Here is an 18227-nt window from a genome sequence, read left to right as displayed (position 1 = left end):
GCGCCCGTGACCATTCAGGACCATAGCCTGCGCTACGCCGGCAACCGCACCGGGTTCCTGCTCATCCACGGGCTGGGCGGAACCCCCGTCGAGCTCAGGCTGGTGGCGCGGGCGATCCATCGCTCGGGCTACACGGTGAATTGCCCGCAGCTCGCCGGCCATTGCGGCACGGAGGCCGACCTGCTCGCCACGAGCTGGCGCGACTGGGTGGCGAGCGTGCTCGCCGAACTCGACCGCATGAAAGAATCCTGCGACCGCATCATCGTCGGCGGGCTCTCGATGGGCGCGGTGATGGCGATGCATATCGCGGCCGAGCGCCCCGCCGACGTCGCCGGCCTCGCGCTCTATGCGCCGACGCTCTGGTATGACGGCTGGTCGATCCCGCGCTATGCCTTCCTGCTCAAATGGCTGATCAACACGCCGATGGGTCGGCGCTACAGCTTCGCCGAACGCGAGCCCTACGGCATCAAGGATCCGCGAACCCGCCAGGTGATCATGGGCGCGATGAGCAGCGGCGACAGCACGCAGGCGGGGCTGCTGACGACCCCTTCCCGCGCCTTGCAGCAGATGTGGCAGCTCATCGCGCTGACGCGCCGCCAGATGCCCTCGATCCGCTGCCCGGCCCTGCTCGTCCATCCCCGCGAGGACGACATCGCGAGCCTCTCCAACGCCTTCCATATCCAGCGCCGCCTCGGCGGCCTCGTCGATGCGGTCGTCCTCGACGACAGCTACCATCTCGTCACCATCGACCAGCAGCGCGACATCGTCGTGGAGCGCTCGGTCGCACTCGCGGCCCGGCTCGAAGCCGCCCATGAGGCCGAAAACAAGACGGTGCTCCTGCGCGCCGTCGCGGCCCCATGACCGGCCTGACCGGCCAGATCGCAGGCAGCATCGCAGAGGTCGAGAGCGCGGCCTGGGACGCCTGCCTGCCGCATGAGGCCGAGTGCCATGCCTATTATGCCGCCTGCGAGACGGCCGCGGCGGTCTCGGCCGTCGGCATCCGCAGCCTTGCCGTCACCGTCTCGGATGCGCAGGGTGTCGTCGCGGTCGCGCCGTTCTTCCGCCTCGACTACCGTCTGGACACGCCGCTCCAGGGCCCGCTGCGCGCGCTCGGCGAGGCCGTCTTCCGCCGCCTGCCCGGGCTGATGACGCTGCGGGTGCTCTGCGTCGGCTCGCCCTATGCCGAACGCTGCCATGTCGGCTTCGCCCCTCGCCTCGACGATGCAGCCCGCCAGCAGGCCTGCCGCGTCATGGTCGAGACGCTCGCCGCCAGCGCCGCGACCGAGCGCGCGCATATCGTGGCCTGGAAGGATCTCGCCCCCGCTGAGGACGCCCTGCTCGGCCCGCTTCTCGGCGTGCAGGGCTTCGCGGAGCTCGGCAGCCTGCCGATAGCGGTGCTCGACCTGCCCTTCGCCGACGAGGCCGGCTACCTCGCCTCGCTCTCGGGGTCGACGCGCAAGGACATCCGCCGCAAGCTCGCCAAGGCGGATCAGGTCCGCATCGAGTTCCGCGGCGACATCGCCGGCCTCGAAGCTGAGATCGACGCGCTCTACGAATCGACCCGGCAACAGAGCGGCCTCGACTATGGCGACCTCGAAGTGCTGCCGCCCGGCTATTTCAGCGGCCTGTCGCAGGCGCTCGGCGCGCGGGTCGTCTTCGCGCTCTACTGGATCGGCGCGGAACTCGCCGCCTTCAACCTGCTGCTGGTCGAGGCCGACCGCGTGATCGACAAGTTCCTGGGCATGCGCTACCCGCTCGGCCGCGAGCACAATCTCTACGCCGTGAGCTGGATGGCGAATGTGCGCTTCTGCCTGGAGCGGCGCATCAAGCTGCTGCAGAGCGGGCAGACGGCCTATGCCGCGAAGCTGCGCTTCGGCAGCCGGCTGGTGCCTTCCACCATCCGCTTCCGGCATCGCGCCGCGCCGCTGCAATGGGCCATGCGCAAGCTCAGCCCGCATCTTTCCTTCGCGCGCTTCGACCCTGATCTCGCGGCCATGGCCAGAAGGAGCGCCGCATGAGCGCCGTCGCCCCGACCCTACAGCCGTCCCGCTGGCGCCAGATCGCGATCTGGACAGCCTTCATCGTGCTCGATACCGGCACGCAGCTCGCCTTCAAATGGGGCGCGGACGGCCTCAGCGACATGGATTTCGGCCTCGCCATGATCGCGAAGGCGATCTCCCTGCCGGGTGTCTGGCTCGCCTGCATAGGCTATATCGGCACCTTCGTCGTCTGGATGGCGATCCTGCGCGACATGCCGCTGAGCCGCGCCTTCCCGATGACCGGCCTCGCTTATGTCACGGTTCCGCTGTTCGCTTGGCTCGCGTTCGGCGAGCGCATCGACCTCACCCGCAGCATCGGCATCGCGCTGATCCTGGCCGGCGTGGTCGCCCTCGGAGAGAAGAATGACGATGCCGATTCCTAAGCTGTCACATGCCCTGCTGATTGCCGCGGCACTGATGTCGCTGCCAGCCCGGGCCGACAGCACCGGCGAGGTCATCGGACGTTGGCGCGACTCGGATGGCGTGTCGGAGATCGCGATCAGCCGCTGCGGCCCGGCCCTATGCGGCAAGATCGTCTGGCTGAAGCAGCCTCACGTCGACCGCTTTAATCCCGATCCGAAGCTGCGCGAGCGCCCACTGCTCGGGCTGCAGGTCCTCAGCGACTTCAAGCCGGACGCGTCCGGCGTCCTGACCGGGACCGGCTACAATCCGGAAGACGGCAAGAGCTATCGCACGACCCTTTCGCCGAAAGGGCCGGATACCCTGGAGATCCGCGGCTGCGTGCTCGGCGGCCTCGTCTGCGACGACGATCTCTGGACGCGGCAGCGATGAAGCGGCGGTTCCGCCACACGCAGCGGGACCGTCTGCCGTCGGGGTCGCCGGGCGTCCGACAGGGCGCTGAAACGGCGACCTGTCTGTTTGTTTTCGCGTTCGATTTTTCCGGGAAGCGGATTCAATCCTTCGGTCCGGCGCTGTAGGGAGGCGAAGCCGTGCGCTTCCGCATGACGACCTTGCGACTGCGGCTCGTGATCGGGTTCATGCTGGTCAGCGTGCCGGCGATGCTGGCATCCGCCTATGTCGCCGCCTGGCTCCTTTCCAGCGCCTTCGAGGACAATGTCGAGCAGTGGCTGGGGGAGACGTCGCGCTTCTTCAGGCTCGAGGTCGAGGAAGCCTCGCAGGAGGCGCAGCGCGTTGCGGCGGTGATCGGCCAGCGCATCGAGAGCAATGCCGACATCGATGTCCGCTCGTCATCGACCTTCGACGCGGAATCGGCCCTGCTGAACTCGGTCGGCTACGATGTGATCGCCGTCTATGACGACCAGCGGACGATCCGTTACACCTCGCAGCCCTTTCAGCCCATCACGCCCCTTCCGACGGACGAGAAGCAGGGCATTTTCAAGATGACGGCGAATGGCCAGCGCCGGATCATGGCAGGCGCGGTCCAGACGATCTCCGTGAARGGGCAGACGCTGCACGTGCTGGTCGGCTCCTGGCTCGACGAAGCCTATCTCGGCAGCATCAAGGTGGTGACGTCCCTGAACGTCCGGCTCTTCGCCGATTTCGGGCCCCGGCTCGAACCCGTGCTGGAAACCCATCCCGACAGCGTCAGCCCGGTCCCCCAGGAGATCAGGCGCCAGCTCGCAACCGGGCAGGAGGCGGTGTTCGATCCCTCGGCCGATGGGGGCACCTACCGGGCCGTCTATATCGGCTTCCAGGGGATCGACGGCGAATTGGCGGCGGTGGCGTTCGTCGGCCTGCGCAGCGAGGCGGGGCTGTTCGAACAGCTCGGACGCGAAAGCCTCTTTCTCGGCATCTTCCTGTTCGGGAGCCTCCTTTCCGTCGCCGTCGGCATCGTGATGTCGGACATCCTGGTGCGTCCGCTGCGCGCGCTCACCCGCGGCGTGCGGGCCATCGCCGCGGGCGATTATCGCCAGCGCGTATCGGAGACGGGAGGGCGCGAACTCGTCCAGCTCGCGGCCGGCTTCAACAGCATGGCCGAACAGCTCGGCGCGCTGCGCGACCTCGAAACCGAGCTCCGGCGCCGGGACCGGCTGTCGGTGCTGGGTCAGGCGGCCATGGTCATCGCGCATGAGGTCCGCAACCCGCTCGGCATCATCAAGACCTCGACCGAGGTCGTCCGCAACCGCGCGAAGCTCGCCGGCTCCGAGGACAAGATGCTCGGCTACGTCATCGACGAGGTCCGCCGGATCGAAACGCTGGTGCGCGACTTTCTCGAATTCGCGCATCCCAAGCCGCCGATGACGAGCGAATTGCGGATGCGGTCGATCATCGATCGCGTCGCCGCGATTGCCGGGCCGGAACTGGCGCGGCACAAGATTTCCGTCGCGGTCACCGACGAGAGCGGCGATGCCACGGTCCGCGGCGACCCGGACCAGCTGCATCAGGCCTGTCTCAACCTCGTGCTCAACGCCATCGACGCCATGCCCAATGGAGGCACGATCCATGCGGACGTCACCGCCGAGGGCGACACCGTCTCGCTGACGATCCGCGACGAGGGCGCGGGCGTGCCGGCGGAGATGCGCGACGAGATCTTCAACCCATTCTTCACGACAAAGACGAAAGGTACCGGGCTTGGCCTTGCCAAGGTCCAGACTGTCGCCGAAGCCCATGGCGGCCAGGCCACCTGCGCGAGCGAGCCAGGCCGGGGCGCCGCCTTCAGCATCACGTTGCCGCGCTGGCGATCAAAGGAAGCGCCATGAGCCACGCTGTTCTGATTGTCGACGACGAGGCGCGGCTCGCCGACGTGCTCGCGGCAGCCCTCGAAGACCTCGGCTATCGCACGACCGCGGTGGACAACGCCCGCGCCGCGCTGCAGGAGCTGGAACAGGCCCGCTTCGATCTGGTCCTGACCGATCTGCGGCTCCCCGTGATGGACGGGCGCGAGCTGCTGCAGGAGGTTCGCAAGCACTGGCCCGAGATCCCCGTCGTGATCATCACCGCCTTCGCGACCGTGCGCGATGCCGTCGATCTCGTGAAGGAAGGCGCTTTCGACTACATCGCCAAGCCCTTCGAGATGGACGAGGTCGCCGCCACCGTCCGGCGGGCGCTGCGGCTGTCCGACGTCGTGCGCGACAACGATCGTTTGCGCAGCGAGCTGGAGGGACGCTACAGCTTCGAGACGCTGATCGGCTCGAGCGCACCCTTCCGGCGGGTGATCGAGCAGGTCACCGAGGTCTGCGAGACGCGSGCSACSGTSATGCTSAGYGGMGARAGCGGCACCGGCAAGGAGGTCGTCGCCCGCGCGATCCATTTCAACAGTCCSCGSCGSAACAAGCCCTTYGTCGCCGTGAACTGCGCGGYGATTCCCGAGACGCTGCTGGAAAGCGAGCTGTTCGGCCATGTGAAAGGCGCCTTCACGGGGGCGCTATCCAACCGCATCGGCCGCTTCGCCGCCGCCGATGGCGGCACCCTCTTCCTCGACGAGATCGGCGACATGCCGGTGGCCGTGCAGGCGAAGCTGCTGCGCGCCGTCCAGGAGCGCAGCTTCGAGCCCATCGGCGCCAACCGGAGCCAGACGGTCGATGTCCGCCTCATCGCCGCCACGCACAAGGACATGCGCCAGGCCGTCGCGGAAGGCCGCTTCCGCGAGGATCTGTTCTACCGGCTCAACGTTTTTCCCATCGCCCTGCCCGCCCTGCGCGATCGCCGGGAGGATATTCCGACGCTCGCCACGCATTTTCTCGGCCAGTTGAGCGAAGCCATGGGAAAGCGAGTCATCGGCTTCACGCCCGCCGCGATTTCGGCTATGTCCGACCATGAGTGGCCCGGCAACATCCGGGAACTGCATAACTGCGTGGAGCGTGCCATCATCGTCGCGAAGTCACCCACGATCGATGTTCACGACCTGCCGCGCGACCTCTTTGAATCGTCGCCACGCCGTGGCGATTCTGGCAGCATCCCCGGCGATCTCGATGCCGAGCTCGAACGCATCGAGCGCGACTTCATCCTCGCTGCTCTGCGCCGCACCGGCGGCGTGCAGGTCCAGGCCGCGCGGCTGCTCGGCGTTGCGGAACGCAGCCTGTGGCACCGCATCAAGAAACTCGGAATCAAACTCAGCCGGAGCGCCAGCGAATGACGCGGACGACCTGCGTATCCAAGGGCCGCGGCAAGCGACTGCCTCTTGTCCAAAGCCGCGGAGCATGGCTCTCGCTGCTCGCGCTGTCCTGCGGCCTTTCCGCCGCCCGGGCCGCCGACACGACGCCGGCCCTGACCGACCCGACCCCCGCCAAGGGCTGGATCATCACGATCGGCGGCTCGCTGCAATACGAGCCCGATTTCGAAGGCTCGAAATGGCGCCGCTTCTCGCCCATGCCGTCGCTGAGCTGGCGCCGTGTCGGGGAGGCCGAAGGCTTCAGCGCGCCCGATGACGGGCTCGACTTCGCCCTGTACGACACCGACCGGCTCAAGGTCGGCGTGGTCGGCGACTACAAGTCAGGCCGCTATTCCGGCGCGGACCGGAAACTCTTCGGCCTGCGCGACGTGCCCTGGACGATCGAGGCCGGCGTCTTTGCCGAATTCTGGCCCGTCCTGGATCGCTTCCGCTTGCGCGCCGAGGTGAAGCAGGGCTTTCACGGCCATCACGGTATCGTCGCGGATCTCTCCGCCGACTGGGTCGAGCGCTTCGGCAGCTTCACCTTCTCGGCGGGCCCGCGTTTCAGCATGGGCAGTAAGAGCTACATGACGCGTAATTTCGGGATCACGCCCGGAGAAGCGGCGCTGAGCGGCATCTACAGGCCCTATCGCCCGGACTCCGGCGCGAAATCGGCGGGCGTGGCCACGGCCCTCACCTATGACTGGTCCGAAAACTGGGCGACGACGGTCTACGCGCGCTACGACCGGCTCCTGGACGAGGCGGCGGGCTCCCCTCTCGTGCGGGTCAATGGCAGCCGGGACCAGTTCACCTTCGGCACGACGCTGAGCTATTCGTTCCAGGTCGGCGGTTAACCGGATCCTGATCGAGCGGGCCTGCCGCCCAAGCGGGCGCCATATCGATCAGGCCGCAGCAGCCGTCTCGTGGCGCGAGACATGCGCGGTGGCGGCACGCAGATCGGCGAGCCCGGCGCCGGCTGCGACGCAATGCTCGGCGAGATGGCGGCGGAAGAGGCGTGCGCCCGGACGGCCCGGGAACAGCCCGACGAGATGGCGTGTGAAGGCATGCAGCCGCCCGCCCCGCTCCAGATGCGCGGCGAGATGGGGCTCCAGCGCCTCCAGCATCGCGAAGGCGTCGGCGACCGGCGGTGCCTGCCCGAACAGCAGCGGATCGACCTGGAGCAGGATTTCCGGATTCTGATAGGCTTCGCGCCCGACCATGACGCCGTCGAGCCTCTCCAGATGCGGGACCCACTCGGCCGGCGCCTTGATGCCGCCATTGATCGCCACCGGCAGATCGGGATTGGCGGCCTTGAGGCGGTAGGCGCGCTCATAATCGAGCGGCGGAATCTCGCGGTTCTCCTTGGGCGAGAGGCCCTGCAGCCAGGCTTTTCGGGCATGGACGATCAGCGCATCGACGCCCGCCGCGCGAACCGCCGCGGTCAGGGCATCGAGCGCGATTTCCGGGTCCTGATCGTCCACGCCGATGCGGCATTTCACCGTGACGGGGATCGCGACCGCTGCCTTCATCGCCGCGACGCAATCGCCGACCAGCACCGGCTCGCGCATCAGGCAGGCGCCGAAAGCGCCGCCCTGGACGCGATCGGACGGGCAGCCGCAATTCAGGTTAATCTCGCCATAGCCGAATTCGGCGCCGATCCGCGCCGCCTCGGCCAGAAGCTTCGGGTCGTTGCCGCCGAGCTGGAGCGCGACCGGGTGTTCCATCGCGTCGAAGCCGATCAGGCGCTCGCGGTTGCCGTGGATCACCGCCTGCGCCGTCACCATCTCGGTGTAGAGCAGCGCATGGCGCGACATCAGGCGATGGATCGTCCGGCAGTGGCGATCTGTCCAATCCATCATCGGTGCGATGGAGAAGCGAAAGGGCGAGAACTGCGTCATGTTTCCGTGAGATGGGTGGCGCGCGCGTCATCGCAAGCGGTCGGCGCTCATACCTCATTTGCCGCGACGGCGCGAGATGCCGGCCAGGCCGCTGCGGATCAAAAACCCGGCCGCCGCGTTGGCCCGTCAGGAGGTTCGCTCATGAATTTCAGGCAAGTCGGCGAGCAAGGCGGCACGCGCCGCTTCGTGGTGATCCTGGACGCTGGCGAGGAGGCATTCGAGACGCTGACCCGCTTCGCCGACCAGCAGGGCCTGAGCGGAGCATCGGTCAGCGCCATCGGCGCCTTCCAGAAGGCGGTCGTCGGCTGGTTCGACCTGCCGGCCAAGACCTATCGCGAAATTCCGGTCGATGAGCAGAGCGAGGTGCTGAGCCTTCTCGGCGACATCGCCCGCGACGAGAACGACGAACCGAGCCTCCATCTGCACGCCGTGCTGGGCCTGCGCGACGGCTCGACCCGGGGTGGTCACTTCCTGCGAGGGACCGTGAGGCCGACGCTGGAAGTGACGATCACCGAGGCACCTGCGGAGCTGTGCCGCCGCAAGCGCCCGGAACTCGGCATCGCGCTAATCGATCTCGGCTAGCGCGCCGCCCTCACCTCTTGGCGCGGGCGACGATCTGGGTCGGGTTGACGAAGCGCAGCGCGATGATGAGCCAGATCAGCGTCGTGACCATGTAGATCACCGCCATGGCGTCGATCGACTGCACCGCGCGAACGCCGGAGGCGAAGACCGCGTAGTAGAGCGCGACGACGAGCGTCTGGCTGGTCGGACCGGCCGTGAGGAAGGTCAGCTCGAACATGGCGAGTGTGCGCACCAGCACCAGCAGCAGCGCCGCCAGGATGCCGGGCGTTAGCAGCGGCAGCAGCACGTGCACAAAGAGCTTGAAGGTGTTGGCGCCGAAGACACGCGCCGCCTGTTCGATCTTGGTGTCGATCTGCTCGATGAAGGGGATCATCACCAGGATAACAAAGGGCACGGTCGGCACAAGGTTCGCCAGCACCACGCCCGACATCTGGCCGGCGAAGCCGGTCTGGTAGAGCACCGTCGCCAGCGGGATGCCGAAGGTGATCGGCGGCACCAGGAGCGGCAGCAGGAAGAGCAGCATGACGAGCTTCTTGCCCGGGAAGTCCCGCCGCGCCAGCGCATAGGCCGCCGGCACGCCGATCAGCCCCGAGATCACCACCACCAGGAAGACGATCTGGAAGGTGACGAACAGCACGTCATGGAGCTGGAATTCCGACCAGGCGGCCGCATACCAGCGCGTCGTCCAGTCGGCCGGCAGCCAGGTTCCGAGCCAGCGTGTGGCGAAGGAGGAGGTCACCACCGTCGCGATCATGCCGAACAGGTTGATGATGAAGAAGCCGATCAGCGCCCAGTTCGCGGCCGCCCAGAGCTTCGTCGAGATACGGGTGTCCTTGATCATCGGCTCAGCCCTTTCCGCCGCCGGCCGGGCCGCGATAGAGCAGGCCGCGYGCCGCCAGCACCGCGACAACGATGGCGAGCTGAACCGCCGCCATGATCATCGCCACTGCCGAGGCCATGGAGTAATCGTATTCCTCGAAAGCCGCCTGATAGGCCGCGATCGAGATGACGCGGGTCGGGCCGGCCGGGGCGCCGAGCAGCACCGCCGAGGGGAAGACCGAGAAGGCCTGCACGAAGCTCAGGCAGAAGGTGATCGCCAGACCGGGCAGCAGCAGCGGGAAGAGGATGTGCTTGAAGCGCTCCCAGGGCCCTGCCCCCAGCGTCGCGCCGGCATTCTCCAGCGCCGGGTCGATGCCCGACAGGTAGGACAGCGTCAGCAGGAAGGTGAAGGGGAAGCCGGTGATGACCAGCGAGAGCATCACGCCCCAGTAGTTGTGCAGCAGCTTCACCGGCGTCGAGATGAGGCCGAGCGTCATCAAGGTCCGGTTGAACCAGCCTTGCGGGCCGAGATAGTTCAAAAGGCCCTCGGCGACGAGCACCGTCCCCAGCGTGATCGGGATCACCAGGATGGTGGTGAGCAGGCGCTGGTTCTGCATCAGCCGGACGCGGAAGGCGATCGGGATGGCGAGCCCCAGCGTCGCGACCGTCACCGGCAAAGCGAGCCAGAGCGTCGTCGCGATCGTGCCGTAGAGGAAGGAATCGGAGAAGAAGCGCTGGTAGTTCGACAGCGCTCCGCCCGCCTTCGGCTCGAAGGAGAGGATGAGCCCGTAAAGGAACGGGTAGATGAACAGCGCCAGCAGGAACAGGATCGCCGGCACGACGAGCAGCGTCAGCCCGTCGAGCCCGCGCGCCGCCAGCCGCTGCTTCAGCGGGATGGAGGTGGCTTCCGCGCTCACGCCGCCTCTCCATAGACGAGGACGCGGTCGGCGTCGGCGGCGAGCGTGACCGCCTCGCCGGGCGACAGCTTGTCATGGGCGAGGAAGGACAGGTCCGTTCCATCCGCCATGCGGGCGAAGCCGACGAATTCGCGRCCGCGGAACTCGGTCGAGACCACCTGCGCCTTGAGGCCGGGCTGACCGGCCGCGACAGGATGGAGATCCTCAGGGCGGATGGCGAGCCAGGCAGCGGCCCCGGCAGAAACCACGTTGCGGGTGCGGCCGGAGAGTTGCGCCTCGCTAACCGCGACCGTGGCGTGGCCCTCGGTCACCGTGGCGACCGTGCCCTTGACCTTGTTGCGGAAGCCCATGAACTCGGCGACGTCGAGATGGTCAGGGCGCGAGAACAGGTCCTCGGGCGTGCCGACCTGGCGGACCACGCCGTCGCGCAGCACGACGATGCGGTCGGCGAGCGAGAGCGCCTCCTCCTGGTCGTGGGTGACGTAGATCGTGGTCGCGCCGAGGGTGTTGTGGATGCGGCGGATCTCGGCGCGCATCTCGAGGCGCAGCTTGGCGTCGAGATTGGAGAGCGGCTCGTCCATCAGCACGAGCGGCGGCTCGACGACGATRGCSCGGGCGATAGCGACGCGCTGCTGCTGGCCGCCGGAGAGCTGGCCGGGCAGCTTCGCAGTCTGGCCCTGCAGGCGCACCAGCGCGACCGCCTCGGCGACGCGCTTGTCGATCTCGGCCTTGGCCACGCCGCGCATCTTGAGGCCGAAGCCGATGTTCTTCGCCACCGTCATATGCGGGAACAGCGCATAGTTCTGGAAGACCATGCCGAAGCCGCGCTCTTCCGGCCGCAACGGGTCGATGCGCTTGTCGTCGAGCCAGATGCCGCCACCGGTCGCCGGCAGCAGCCCGGCGATCAAGTTCAGCGTGGTCGACTTGCCGCAGCCCGAAGGCCCGAGCAGGGCGATGAACTCGCCCTTGCCGATGGTCAGCGAGACGTCCTTGAGCGCGTTATGCGTGCCGAAGTCACGGCTCAGGCGATCGAGCTTGAGCTCGCGGAAGGAGGCTGCGTTGATCGTCATGGCTTCCGGGTCTTGATAACGGTGTCGTTGCGGGGCCGCCCTCGCCGCGAGAGCAGGCCCCATGTGGAAGCGGCAGGCCCGGCCCTCGGCCGCGCCTGCCGGCCAGTCCGTGGCCTACTTCTTCTTGGCGCCGCCGACCTGCTCGTCCCAGATCCGGAAGGCGATGACCATCTTGTCGGGATTCAGCGGGGTTTCCATCGGGTTGTCGGCGATCAGCTTGTCGTATTCGGGCCGGCCGTATTCCTTGATCGCCTTCTGGCTCGATTCCGGCGCCATCGAGAGCGGCACGTCCTTCACCGCCGGACCCGGATAGAAATAGCCTTCGTCATAGGTATAGGCCTGCTGCTCCGGCGTGAGCATGTGGCGGACCAGATCGAGCAGCACGGCGAGCTTCTCGTCGGAGACGCCCTTCGGGATCATCATGTACTGGGCGTCGGTCACCCAGTGGAAACCCTTCAGCGTCTGGACCTTGGCTTCCTTGGGCACGATGCCGAGGACGCGCGGGTTGATGTCCCAGCCCGTGGTGCTGACGATGATGTCGCGCGTGCCGTCGCCGAGCTCCTTCATCGTCTGGCCGGTGCCGCCGGGGTAGTACTCGATGTTCTCGCCCAGCTCCTTGAGATAGGCCCAGGTCTTGTCCCAGCCCTTCTCGGGATCCTTCGGATCCTTGTCGCCGAGGATGTAGGGCAGGCCCATGAGCCAGGTGCGACCGGGGCCGGAATTGGCCGGGCGTCCGTAGAAGAAGCGGTTCTTGTTCTGCTTGGTCCAGGCCAGCAATTCCTCGGCCGTGGTCGGCGGAGTCTTGACCCGGTCGGGCATGTATTCGAGCAGCGGCCCGGACGGGTAGTAGACCATCGCCATGCCCTGCCCCTGGCCGAGATTGTGCATCGCGAGAGCGGGCGCGAGGTAGATGTCCTCGGGCTTCGGCAGCTCGGCCGCGAAGCGTGGCARCAATTCGACCCAGAGCTTCTGCTCGATGCCGGCCGACAGCACGTCCAGGCCACCGATGACCATGTCGATGTCGACGCGGCCGGCGCTCTGCTGAGCCTTGATCTTCGACGGCAACTCGGGAGCCGGAGCCTTGGTGAAGACCATGCGCGAAGCGAGCTTGGGCTTCATCTTGGAGAAGTTTTCCATCGGCGTCTGGACCAGCGCCAGAGCGCCGCCGACATCGATGACACTGATCGTGACCGGCGATGCCGGCAGCTTGAGCTGCTGCGCAAAGGCGCCGGGCGCCTGGGCGGCAAGGCCGAGACCGGCGACACCGCCGATGAAATGACGCCTGTTGATGCTGTCGTAAGCCATGGTTTCTCCTCCAGATGCGGATTTCCGCTTCTTTTGACGGATGCTTGTTCTGATGTTCCGGCCGCCGCCCACCGGAACCCGTTGTTCAATCCGCCGACTGTGCGATTGACGCAGCGCCGGATTACTCGGTATCCTAGTATACTAGTCGATAAGAGCTTGGCAATGGCCCACCCAGCAACGCGGCACAGCACAGATCAAATCTACAGCGTGCTGCGCACCGACGTCATCAGCGGCGTGCTGAAGCCGCGCGAGGCGATGTCCGAGGCGCGCATGGCGCTGCGCTTCGGGGTCAGCCGCACGCCAGTGCGCGAGGCGTTCAAGCGGCTGGTCGATGAGGGCTTCCTGGTGGCGGTGCCGCAGGTCGGCACCTTCGTCGCGCCGATCGACCTCGCAGCCGTCCATGACAGCCAGTTCGTGCGCGAGACGCTGGAATGCCGCACCGTCGTGCTCGCCGCCGAGCGCATCGGCGATGCCGACCGCCGCCGGCTCGAAGAACAGATCGAGGAGCAGGCGGAAGCCGTGCGGCGGCAGGATCGGCCGGAGATTTTCCGCCTCGACGAAGTGTTCCACGCCGAAATATCGCGTATCGCCGGCCACAGCGCGGTCTGGAGCATGATCGAGGGCGTGAAGGCGCAGATGGACCGGGTGCGCTGCCTCTCGCTGGAAACGCCCTCCTGGTCGAGCGTGATCCTGCAGGAGCACCGGATCATCGCCGCGCATATCATCAAGCACGACGCCGCAGGCGCCGAGGCGGCGATGCGGGCGCATCTGCGCACCGTCTTCGCCACGATCGACGCGATCGCGAAGGACCATGCCGACGCCTTCGACGATTCCAGGCTTGTCCACGAGGCGAGCTGAGACGCGGCGCCCACCACCCGACGACACCATACCTCCCAAAGGATATTAGACCATGGAACAATGCTGGCGCTGGTTCGGCCCGGACGACGTCGTGACTCTAGCGCAGGCCAGGCAGGCCGGGGCGACAGGCATCGTCAACTCGCTGCACCAGATCCCCTATGGCGTGGTCTGGAGCGTCGAGGAGATCAAGAAGCGCCAGGCGATCGTTCGCGGCGACAGGAGCCTCGGCCTCGAATGGAAGGTGGTCGAGAGCCTGCCGATCCATGAAAGCGTCAAGATCGGCGAGGGCGACCTCGAAACCGTTTTCGAGAACTACCGCCAGTCGATGCGCAACCTCGCCGCCTGCGGGCTTCAGGTGATCTGCTACAACTTCATGCCGGTGCTGGACTGGACGCGCACGCAGCTCGCCGAACCGCTGCCGGGTGGCGGGACGGCGCTGCGCTTCAACCTGCACGAATATGTCGCGCTCGATCACTTCATGCTGAAGCGCAAGGGCGCCGACGAGGGCCATTCCGCCGAGGTGATGGACAAGGCCAGGGCCTGGTTCGAGCGCTCGACGGAAGCAGATCGCGACCGGCTGCTCTCCAGCGTGATGGCGGGACTGCCCGGCGCCTTCGACCGCTACGACCTGCCCGGCCTCGCCCGCATCCTCGAGCGCTATGCCGGCATGACGCATGACAAGCTCAGGGCCAATCTCAAGCGCTTCCTGGAGGCGATCATCCCGACCGCCGAGGAGGTCGGCATCCGCATGTGCATCCATCCGGACGACCCGCCGCGCCCGCTCTTCGGCCTGCCGCGCATCTGCTCGGACGAGGACGACATCGCCTGGATCCTCGGTGCGGTCGATTCCCCGGCGAACGGGCTGACGCTCTGCTCCGGCTCGCTCGGCGCCAATCCGAAGAACGATGTGCCGGCAATCGCGCGCCGCTTCGCCGACAAGGTCTGGTTCGCGCATCTGCGCAACGTCGCGAAGGACCCGGACGGGTCCTTCATGGAGGCCGAGCATCTCGGCGGCGACACCGACATGGTCGCGCTGGTCGATGCGCTGATGGCCGAGGAGAAGCGCCGCAAGGCCGCCGGCCTGCCGCATTGGCGCATCCCGATGCGCCCCGACCACGGCCATGARCTGCTCGACGATRTCGGCAAGGGCAGYTTCCCSGGCTATCCSGCCGTSGGSCGSCTGCGYGGMYTSGCGGARCTGCGCGGCGTGATGACCGCGCTGGCGCAGGTCAAGGGCTACGACGCCTGAGCCGGGACCGGCCGCCGCAGCCAGAGACAACAAAAAGGGCGGGCCTCGGGCCCGCCCTTTCCTTTTTTTGGATGACCTTGTTTCAGCCGGCGAGGAAGGCGATTCCGGCGACGGCCATCGCGCCACCGGCAAAGCGGGCCAGGCGCGGCGCATAGCGCGCGATCTGTGCGGCGAGAACCAGCCCGACGCCATGCAGCGCCGCGGTCGCCACGACGAAGCCGGCGGCATAGCTCAGCCCGCTCGCATCCTCCGGCAGTTCCGCGCCATGGGCATGGCCATGGAAGATCGCGAATGCAGCGCAGATCGCGACACCGGCCGCCAGCGGCGGCGTCAGGTTGAAGGCGATGGCGAGGCCGAGCGCCACGACCGAGACGCCGATCCCGATCTCGACGCCGGGCAAGGCTGCGCCCGTCATGCCCCAGATGCCGGCGAGAACCATGGTGACGACGAAAGCGGCGGGATAGGCGAAACGCGCCTTGCCGCCGACCAGCCCGGCCCAGAGGCCGACCGCGACCATGGCGGTGAGATGGTCCAGCCCGAACAGCGGATGGGTCAGCCCCGCCGTGAAGCCATGCACGGAGCCGACGCCGGTATGAGCCATGGCGCTACCGGCAAAGAGCGTCGCCGCCGAAGCAAGCACCAGCCGCTCGATCATCTTCGTGTTCATCCGCCTCTCCTCACGCCGCCGAAGCCGGCTTCAGGCCGCCGGCCATCTCGATGAAATCGATCACCGCGTCGACGCCCTCGCCSKCMCGSGTATTGGTGAAGACGAAGGGGCGTTTGCCCCGCATCGTCCGGGAATCGCGCTCCATCACGCCGAGATCGGCGCCGACATGCGGCGCGAGATCGGTCTTGTTGATGACGAGCAGGTCGGAGCGGGTGATGCCGGGCCCACCCTTGCGCGGGATCTTCTCGCCGGCGGCGACGTCGATGACGTAAATCGTCAGATCCGCCAGCTCGGGCGAGAAGGTCGCGGCGAGGTTGTCGCCGCCGGATTCGATCAGGATCAGATCGAGCGCCGGGAACTTGCCGCGCATCTCGGCGACCGCCGCGAGGTTGATCGAGCAATCCTCGCGGATCGCGGTATGCGGGCAGCCGCCGGTCTCGACGCCCATGATCCGCTCCTCGGGCAGCGCGCCGGCGACCGTCAGCAGCCGCGCATCCTCCTTGGTGTAGATGTCGTTGGTGATGGCGCAGAGGTCGTAGGCGCCGCGCATGCGCTTGCACAGCACCTCCATCAGCGCCGTCTTGCCGGAGCCGACCGGGCCGCCGATGCCGACGCGCAAAGGGCCATGGGGGGAGCGGGTCATGAGCGGAAAAGCCTCGAATACTGGGTTTCGTGACGCAAGCTGGTGATGTCGGAGCGCAGCGCGCAGCCGCCGAGATCGTCGAGCGTCGCGCGCTCGGCCCCGGCCGCGGCCTCATGCAAGGCCGGGACCAAGCCGGCCGTGACCCGCTGCCCATCGGTCTGGCCGACGATGCCCAGCCGCACCGACGCCGAGACGAGATTGGCGACGAAGGCCAGGCTATAGGCTTCGAGGCAGGCGGGCAGAGGCAGGGCGTGACCGGCGCTGGCGACCGCCACGGCGACCGGATAGGCGACATCGCCATCCCAGGCCTCGCCCAGCCGGCCGATGGCTTCGCAAGGCCAGGACGCCTTCACCGCCGCGGCGAAGGCATTGCCCTGCGTCACCGTTTCCAGCCGCCGCTCGGCGGAGTTGGCGAGCGCGAGCGCAAGCTCCGCGACCTCGCGCAACGCGCCCGCGTCCTTCTCCTGCGCGGCGTGAAAAGCGGCCGCGAAGAGAATCAGGTCGTTATGCAGCGAGCCGTGACGTACCAGCGCGTCGAGCCAGTCGCGCAGGGTTTCCGCGTCGTGCAGGTCGCCGGCCTCGAAGGCCCATTCCAGCCCGTGCGAATAGGCGAAGGCGCCGACCGGGAAGGACGGCGACAGCCAGACCATCAGGGGCAGATGGGCCGACATGCCCTGCCGGCTCAGCGGTCGTGCGAATGGCCCTTATGGCCATGCTCGGCGCCATGGCGGTGGCCGTGGTCGTGATGCTCGTGATCGTGATGGTCGTGGCCGCAGCCGCAGGCATCGCCATGGGCGTGATGGTGCTCATGGCCGTGGGCATGCTTGTGATCATGCGCGTGTTCTTTGCCATGCGCATGTTCCTGGCCATGCGTATGTTCCTGACCGTGCGCGTGCTCATGGCCATGCTTGTGGTCGTGGTCGTGGCCATGATGATGGTGATCGTGACCGTGGTGATCATGCCCGCAGCCGCAGGCGTCATCATGGGCGTGATCGTGGCCGTGAGCATGGTCGTGGTCGTAGGCGCCGCGCTCGGGCTGGAAGGGGCGCTCCACCGTCGTCATCGCACAGCCCTGCCCGCGCACCATCTCGGCCAGGACGTGGTCGTTCTCGATGTAGATCGCGTCGGCGGTGATCTCGGCCGGGGTATGGCGGTTGCCGATATGCCAGGCGACGCGCATCAGCCGCAGCGGGTTCTCGGCGCGGATCTCCAGCAGGCTCTGCGGTGCGGCCTTGATTTGGACAAGGCTCCCGTCCTCCAGCTTCACGGCGTCGCCATCGGCCAGCACCGTGGCCTTGTCGAGATCGAGCAGGACATCGAGCCCGCCATMGGCCTTGAGGGCAAGGCGGCGGCGATTGCGGTCGTCATGGTCGAGGGTGAGCGTGTCGAYGACGCGCTCGGCCCGAACGGCGGCCTTGCGAACGACGGAGGTGGCGCGAAGCATGTCTGATGATCCTGTGAGGAGAGCTTTAACGCCCCCAAGCCATGCCCAGTTAGTAGCACAAACCGCCGGCCGCGCTACCGAGCTCCGGCGCAGCACGCCTCAAAACAGGAAGTAGCGCTGCGCCAGCGGCAGTTCCTTCGCGGGCTCACAGACCAGCAATTCGCCATCCGCGACCACCGCATAGGTTTCCGGATCGATCTGGATGTCCGGCGTGGCGCCGTTGTGGATCATGCTCTTCTTAGAGATGCCGCCACGGGTGTTCTCGACCGCGACCATCTCCTTGTCCGTGCCGAGCCGGTTCCTCAGCCCGTTGGCGATGGCCGCCTGCGAGACGAAGAGCAGCGAGGTCGAGGTCACGGCCTTGCCGAAGGCGCCGAACATCGGCCGGTAATGCACCGGCTGAGGCGTCGGGATCGAGGCGTTGGGGTCCCCCATCGGAGCGGCCGCGATCATGCCACCCTTGATGATGAGGTCGGGCTTGGTGGCGAAGAAGGCCGGCGACCAGATGACGAGGTCGGCGAGCTTGCCCACTTCGATCGACCCGATATGACGCGAGATGCCATGGGCGATGGCGGGGTTGATCGTGTATTTCGCGACATAGCGCTTGGCGCGGAAATTGTCGGCGCCGGTCCCGGCGTCCTCCGCCAGCGCCCCGCGCTGGACC

20 protein-coding genes are annotated in these 18227 nt (G+C 67.3%); 10 read left to right on the top strand and 10 right to left on the bottom strand.

All coding sequences use genetic code 11. The annotated features are described in order from the left end of the window. The first annotated feature begins 6 nt into the window (after positions 1 to 6). The 7 genes from AB4Y99_RS12240 to AB4Y99_RS12210 all read left to right on the top strand — a co-directional run bounded on the left by AB4Y99_RS12240 (position 7) and on the right by AB4Y99_RS12210 (position 6965). The gene (locus tag AB4Y99_RS12240; RefSeq protein WP_197062719.1) at positions 7 to 861 is read left to right on the top strand and encodes an alpha/beta hydrolase; all 855 of its coding nucleotides are present in this window, start codon (positions 7 to 9) and stop codon (positions 859 to 861) included. Beyond that, the gene (locus tag AB4Y99_RS12235; RefSeq protein WP_112763458.1) at positions 858 to 2018 is read left to right on the top strand and encodes a GNAT family N-acetyltransferase; all 1161 of its coding nucleotides are present in this window, start codon (positions 858 to 860) and stop codon (positions 2016 to 2018) included. Before AB4Y99_RS12240 ends, AB4Y99_RS12235 begins: the two co-directional genes overlap by 4 nt. Next, a complete protein-coding gene (locus AB4Y99_RS12230) occupies positions 2015 to 2422 on the top strand; it encodes an EamA family transporter (protein ID WP_112763457.1) in 408 nt (135 codons plus the stop codon). Before AB4Y99_RS12235 ends, AB4Y99_RS12230 begins: the two co-directional genes overlap by 4 nt. Continuing rightward, a complete protein-coding gene (locus tag AB4Y99_RS12225) occupies positions 2403 to 2831 on the top strand; it encodes a DUF2147 domain-containing protein (protein WP_112763456.1) in 429 nt (142 codons plus the stop codon). Before AB4Y99_RS12230 ends, AB4Y99_RS12225 begins: the two co-directional genes overlap by 20 nt. A 158-nt stretch (positions 2832 to 2989) precedes the next feature. Beyond that, a complete protein-coding gene (locus AB4Y99_RS12220) occupies positions 2990 to 4720 on the top strand; it encodes a sensor histidine kinase (RefSeq protein ID WP_441523505.1) in 1731 nt (576 codons plus the stop codon). Then, the gene (locus tag AB4Y99_RS12215) at positions 4717 to 6096 is read left to right on the top strand and encodes a sigma-54-dependent transcriptional regulator (protein WP_441523504.1); all 1380 of its coding nucleotides are present in this window, start codon (positions 4717 to 4719) and stop codon (positions 6094 to 6096) included. The genes AB4Y99_RS12220 and AB4Y99_RS12215 overlap by 4 nt, the downstream gene beginning before the upstream one ends. Beyond that, entirely contained in the window at positions 6093 to 6965 is an 873-nt protein-coding gene (locus tag AB4Y99_RS12210; protein WP_133561921.1) for a MipA/OmpV family protein, read from the top strand. Before AB4Y99_RS12215 ends, AB4Y99_RS12210 begins: the two co-directional genes overlap by 4 nt. A 48-nt stretch (positions 6966 to 7013) precedes the next feature. On the opposite strand, the gene dusA is transcribed toward AB4Y99_RS12210, so the two are convergent. Further along, a complete protein-coding gene (gene dusA / locus AB4Y99_RS12205; RefSeq protein WP_441523503.1) occupies positions 7014 to 8009 on the bottom strand; it encodes a tRNA dihydrouridine(20/20a) synthase DusA in 996 nt (331 codons plus the stop codon). A gap of 141 nt (positions 8010 to 8150) precedes the next feature. Between dusA and AB4Y99_RS12200 the strand changes: the two genes are divergently transcribed. Further along, positions 8151 to 8591, top strand: a complete 441-nt coding sequence (locus AB4Y99_RS12200) for a PPC domain-containing DNA-binding protein (protein ID WP_038361516.1) — start codon at positions 8151 to 8153, stop codon at positions 8589 to 8591. 10 nt (positions 8592 to 8601) lie between these two features. Here the strand turns inward: AB4Y99_RS12200 and AB4Y99_RS12195 are convergent, their stop codons facing one another. The 4 genes from AB4Y99_RS12195 to AB4Y99_RS12180 form a co-directional block, all read right to left on the bottom strand. Then, on the bottom strand, positions 8602 to 9432 hold the full coding sequence (locus tag AB4Y99_RS12195; protein WP_038361514.1) for an ABC transporter permease: 831 nt from the start codon (positions 9430 to 9432) through the stop codon (positions 8602 to 8604). A gap of 4 nt (positions 9433 to 9436) precedes the next feature. After that, entirely contained in the window at positions 9437 to 10327 is an 891-nt protein-coding gene (locus AB4Y99_RS12190) for an ABC transporter permease (protein WP_038361512.1), read from the bottom strand. Next, entirely contained in the window at positions 10324 to 11391 is a 1068-nt protein-coding gene (locus AB4Y99_RS12185) for an ABC transporter ATP-binding protein (protein ID WP_185747807.1), read from the bottom strand. Before AB4Y99_RS12185 ends, AB4Y99_RS12190 begins: the two co-directional genes overlap by 4 nt. A 120-nt stretch (positions 11392 to 11511) precedes the next feature. Beyond that, complete coding sequence (locus tag AB4Y99_RS12180) at positions 11512 to 12702, bottom strand: extracellular solute-binding protein (RefSeq protein WP_441523502.1); 1191 nt, start codon at positions 12700 to 12702, stop codon at positions 11512 to 11514. Between the two features lie 162 nt (positions 12703 to 12864). Here AB4Y99_RS12180 and AB4Y99_RS12175 point away from each other — a divergent pair, with 162 nt between their 5' ends. Next, positions 12865 to 13560 carry a GntR family transcriptional regulator gene (locus AB4Y99_RS12175; protein WP_038361506.1) on the top strand — a complete coding sequence of 232 codons (696 nt, stop codon included), beginning with the start codon at positions 12865 to 12867 and terminating at the stop codon, positions 13558 to 13560. Positions 13561 to 13612: 52 nt separating this feature from the next. Further along, complete coding sequence (gene uxuA, locus AB4Y99_RS12170; protein WP_441523501.1) at positions 13613 to 14809, top strand: mannonate dehydratase; 1197 nt, start codon at positions 13613 to 13615, stop codon at positions 14807 to 14809. Between the two features lie 82 nt (positions 14810 to 14891). Here the strand turns inward: uxuA and AB4Y99_RS12165 are convergent, their stop codons facing one another. The 5 genes from AB4Y99_RS12165 to AB4Y99_RS12145 form a co-directional block, all read right to left on the bottom strand. Then, positions 14892 to 15476 (bottom strand): HupE/UreJ family protein, encoded by a 585-nt coding sequence (locus AB4Y99_RS12165; RefSeq protein WP_441523500.1) that lies wholly within the window; start codon positions 15474 to 15476, stop codon positions 14892 to 14894. 10 nt (positions 15477 to 15486) lie between these two features. Further along, the gene (gene ureG, locus AB4Y99_RS12160; protein ID WP_441523499.1) at positions 15487 to 16119 is read right to left on the bottom strand and encodes an urease accessory protein UreG; all 633 of its coding nucleotides are present in this window, start codon (positions 16117 to 16119) and stop codon (positions 15487 to 15489) included. Then, positions 16116 to 16790: an urease accessory protein UreF gene (locus AB4Y99_RS12155; RefSeq protein ID WP_441523498.1), complete on the bottom strand. Its 675-nt coding sequence runs from the start codon at positions 16788 to 16790 to the stop codon at positions 16116 to 16118. Before AB4Y99_RS12155 ends, ureG begins: the two co-directional genes overlap by 4 nt. Before the next feature lie 11 nt (positions 16791 to 16801). Next, entirely contained in the window at positions 16802 to 17563 is a 762-nt protein-coding gene (locus AB4Y99_RS12150; RefSeq protein ID WP_441523497.1) for an urease accessory protein UreE, read from the bottom strand. Positions 17564 to 17662: 99 nt separating this feature from the next. Then, on the bottom strand, positions 17663 to 18227 hold a 565-nt coding region (locus AB4Y99_RS12145), incomplete at its 5' end, for an amidohydrolase family protein (RefSeq protein WP_441523496.1).

The organism is Allobosea sp. TAB14 (assembly GCF_052113865.1).
GTDB lineage: Bacteria > Pseudomonadota > Alphaproteobacteria > Rhizobiales > Beijerinckiaceae > Allobosea > Allobosea spartocytisi.
Note: the sequence above shows the minus strand (reverse complement) of the source record. Positions and strands in the feature narration are given on the sequence as shown.

Excerpts from the sequence above, each read along its gene's own strand:
- AB4Y99_RS12235 (WP_112763458.1), top strand. The coding sequence starts at position 858 with ATGACCGGCCTGACCGGCCAGATCGCAGGCAGCATCGCAGAGGTCGAG.
- AB4Y99_RS12230 (WP_112763457.1), top strand. The coding sequence starts at position 2,015 with ATGAGCGCCGTCGCCCCGACCCTACAGCCGTCCCGCTGGCGCCAGATC.
- AB4Y99_RS12225 (WP_112763456.1), top strand. The coding sequence starts at position 2,403 with ATGACGATGCCGATTCCTAAGCTGTCACATGCCCTGCTGATTGCCGCG.
- AB4Y99_RS12210 (WP_133561921.1), top strand. The coding sequence starts at position 6,093 with ATGACGCGGACGACCTGCGTATCCAAGGGCCGCGGCAAGCGACTGCCT.
- dusA (WP_441523503.1), bottom strand. The coding sequence starts at position 8,009 with ATGACGCAGTTCTCGCCCTTTCGCTTCTCCATCGCACCGATGATGGAT.
- AB4Y99_RS12200 (WP_038361516.1), top strand. The coding sequence starts at position 8,151 with ATGAATTTCAGGCAAGTCGGCGAGCAAGGCGGCACGCGCCGCTTCGTG.
- AB4Y99_RS12195 (WP_038361514.1), bottom strand. The coding sequence starts at position 9,432 with ATGATCAAGGACACCCGTATCTCGACGAAGCTCTGGGCGGCCGCGAAC.
- AB4Y99_RS12175 (WP_038361506.1), top strand. The coding sequence starts at position 12,865 with ATGGCCCACCCAGCAACGCGGCACAGCACAGATCAAATCTACAGCGTG.
- AB4Y99_RS12165 (WP_441523500.1), bottom strand. The coding sequence starts at position 15,476 with ATGAACACGAAGATGATCGAGCGGCTGGTGCTTGCTTCGGCGGCGACG.
- AB4Y99_RS12155 (WP_441523498.1), bottom strand. The coding sequence starts at position 16,790 with ATGTCGGCCCATCTGCCCCTGATGGTCTGGCTGTCGCCGTCCTTCCCG.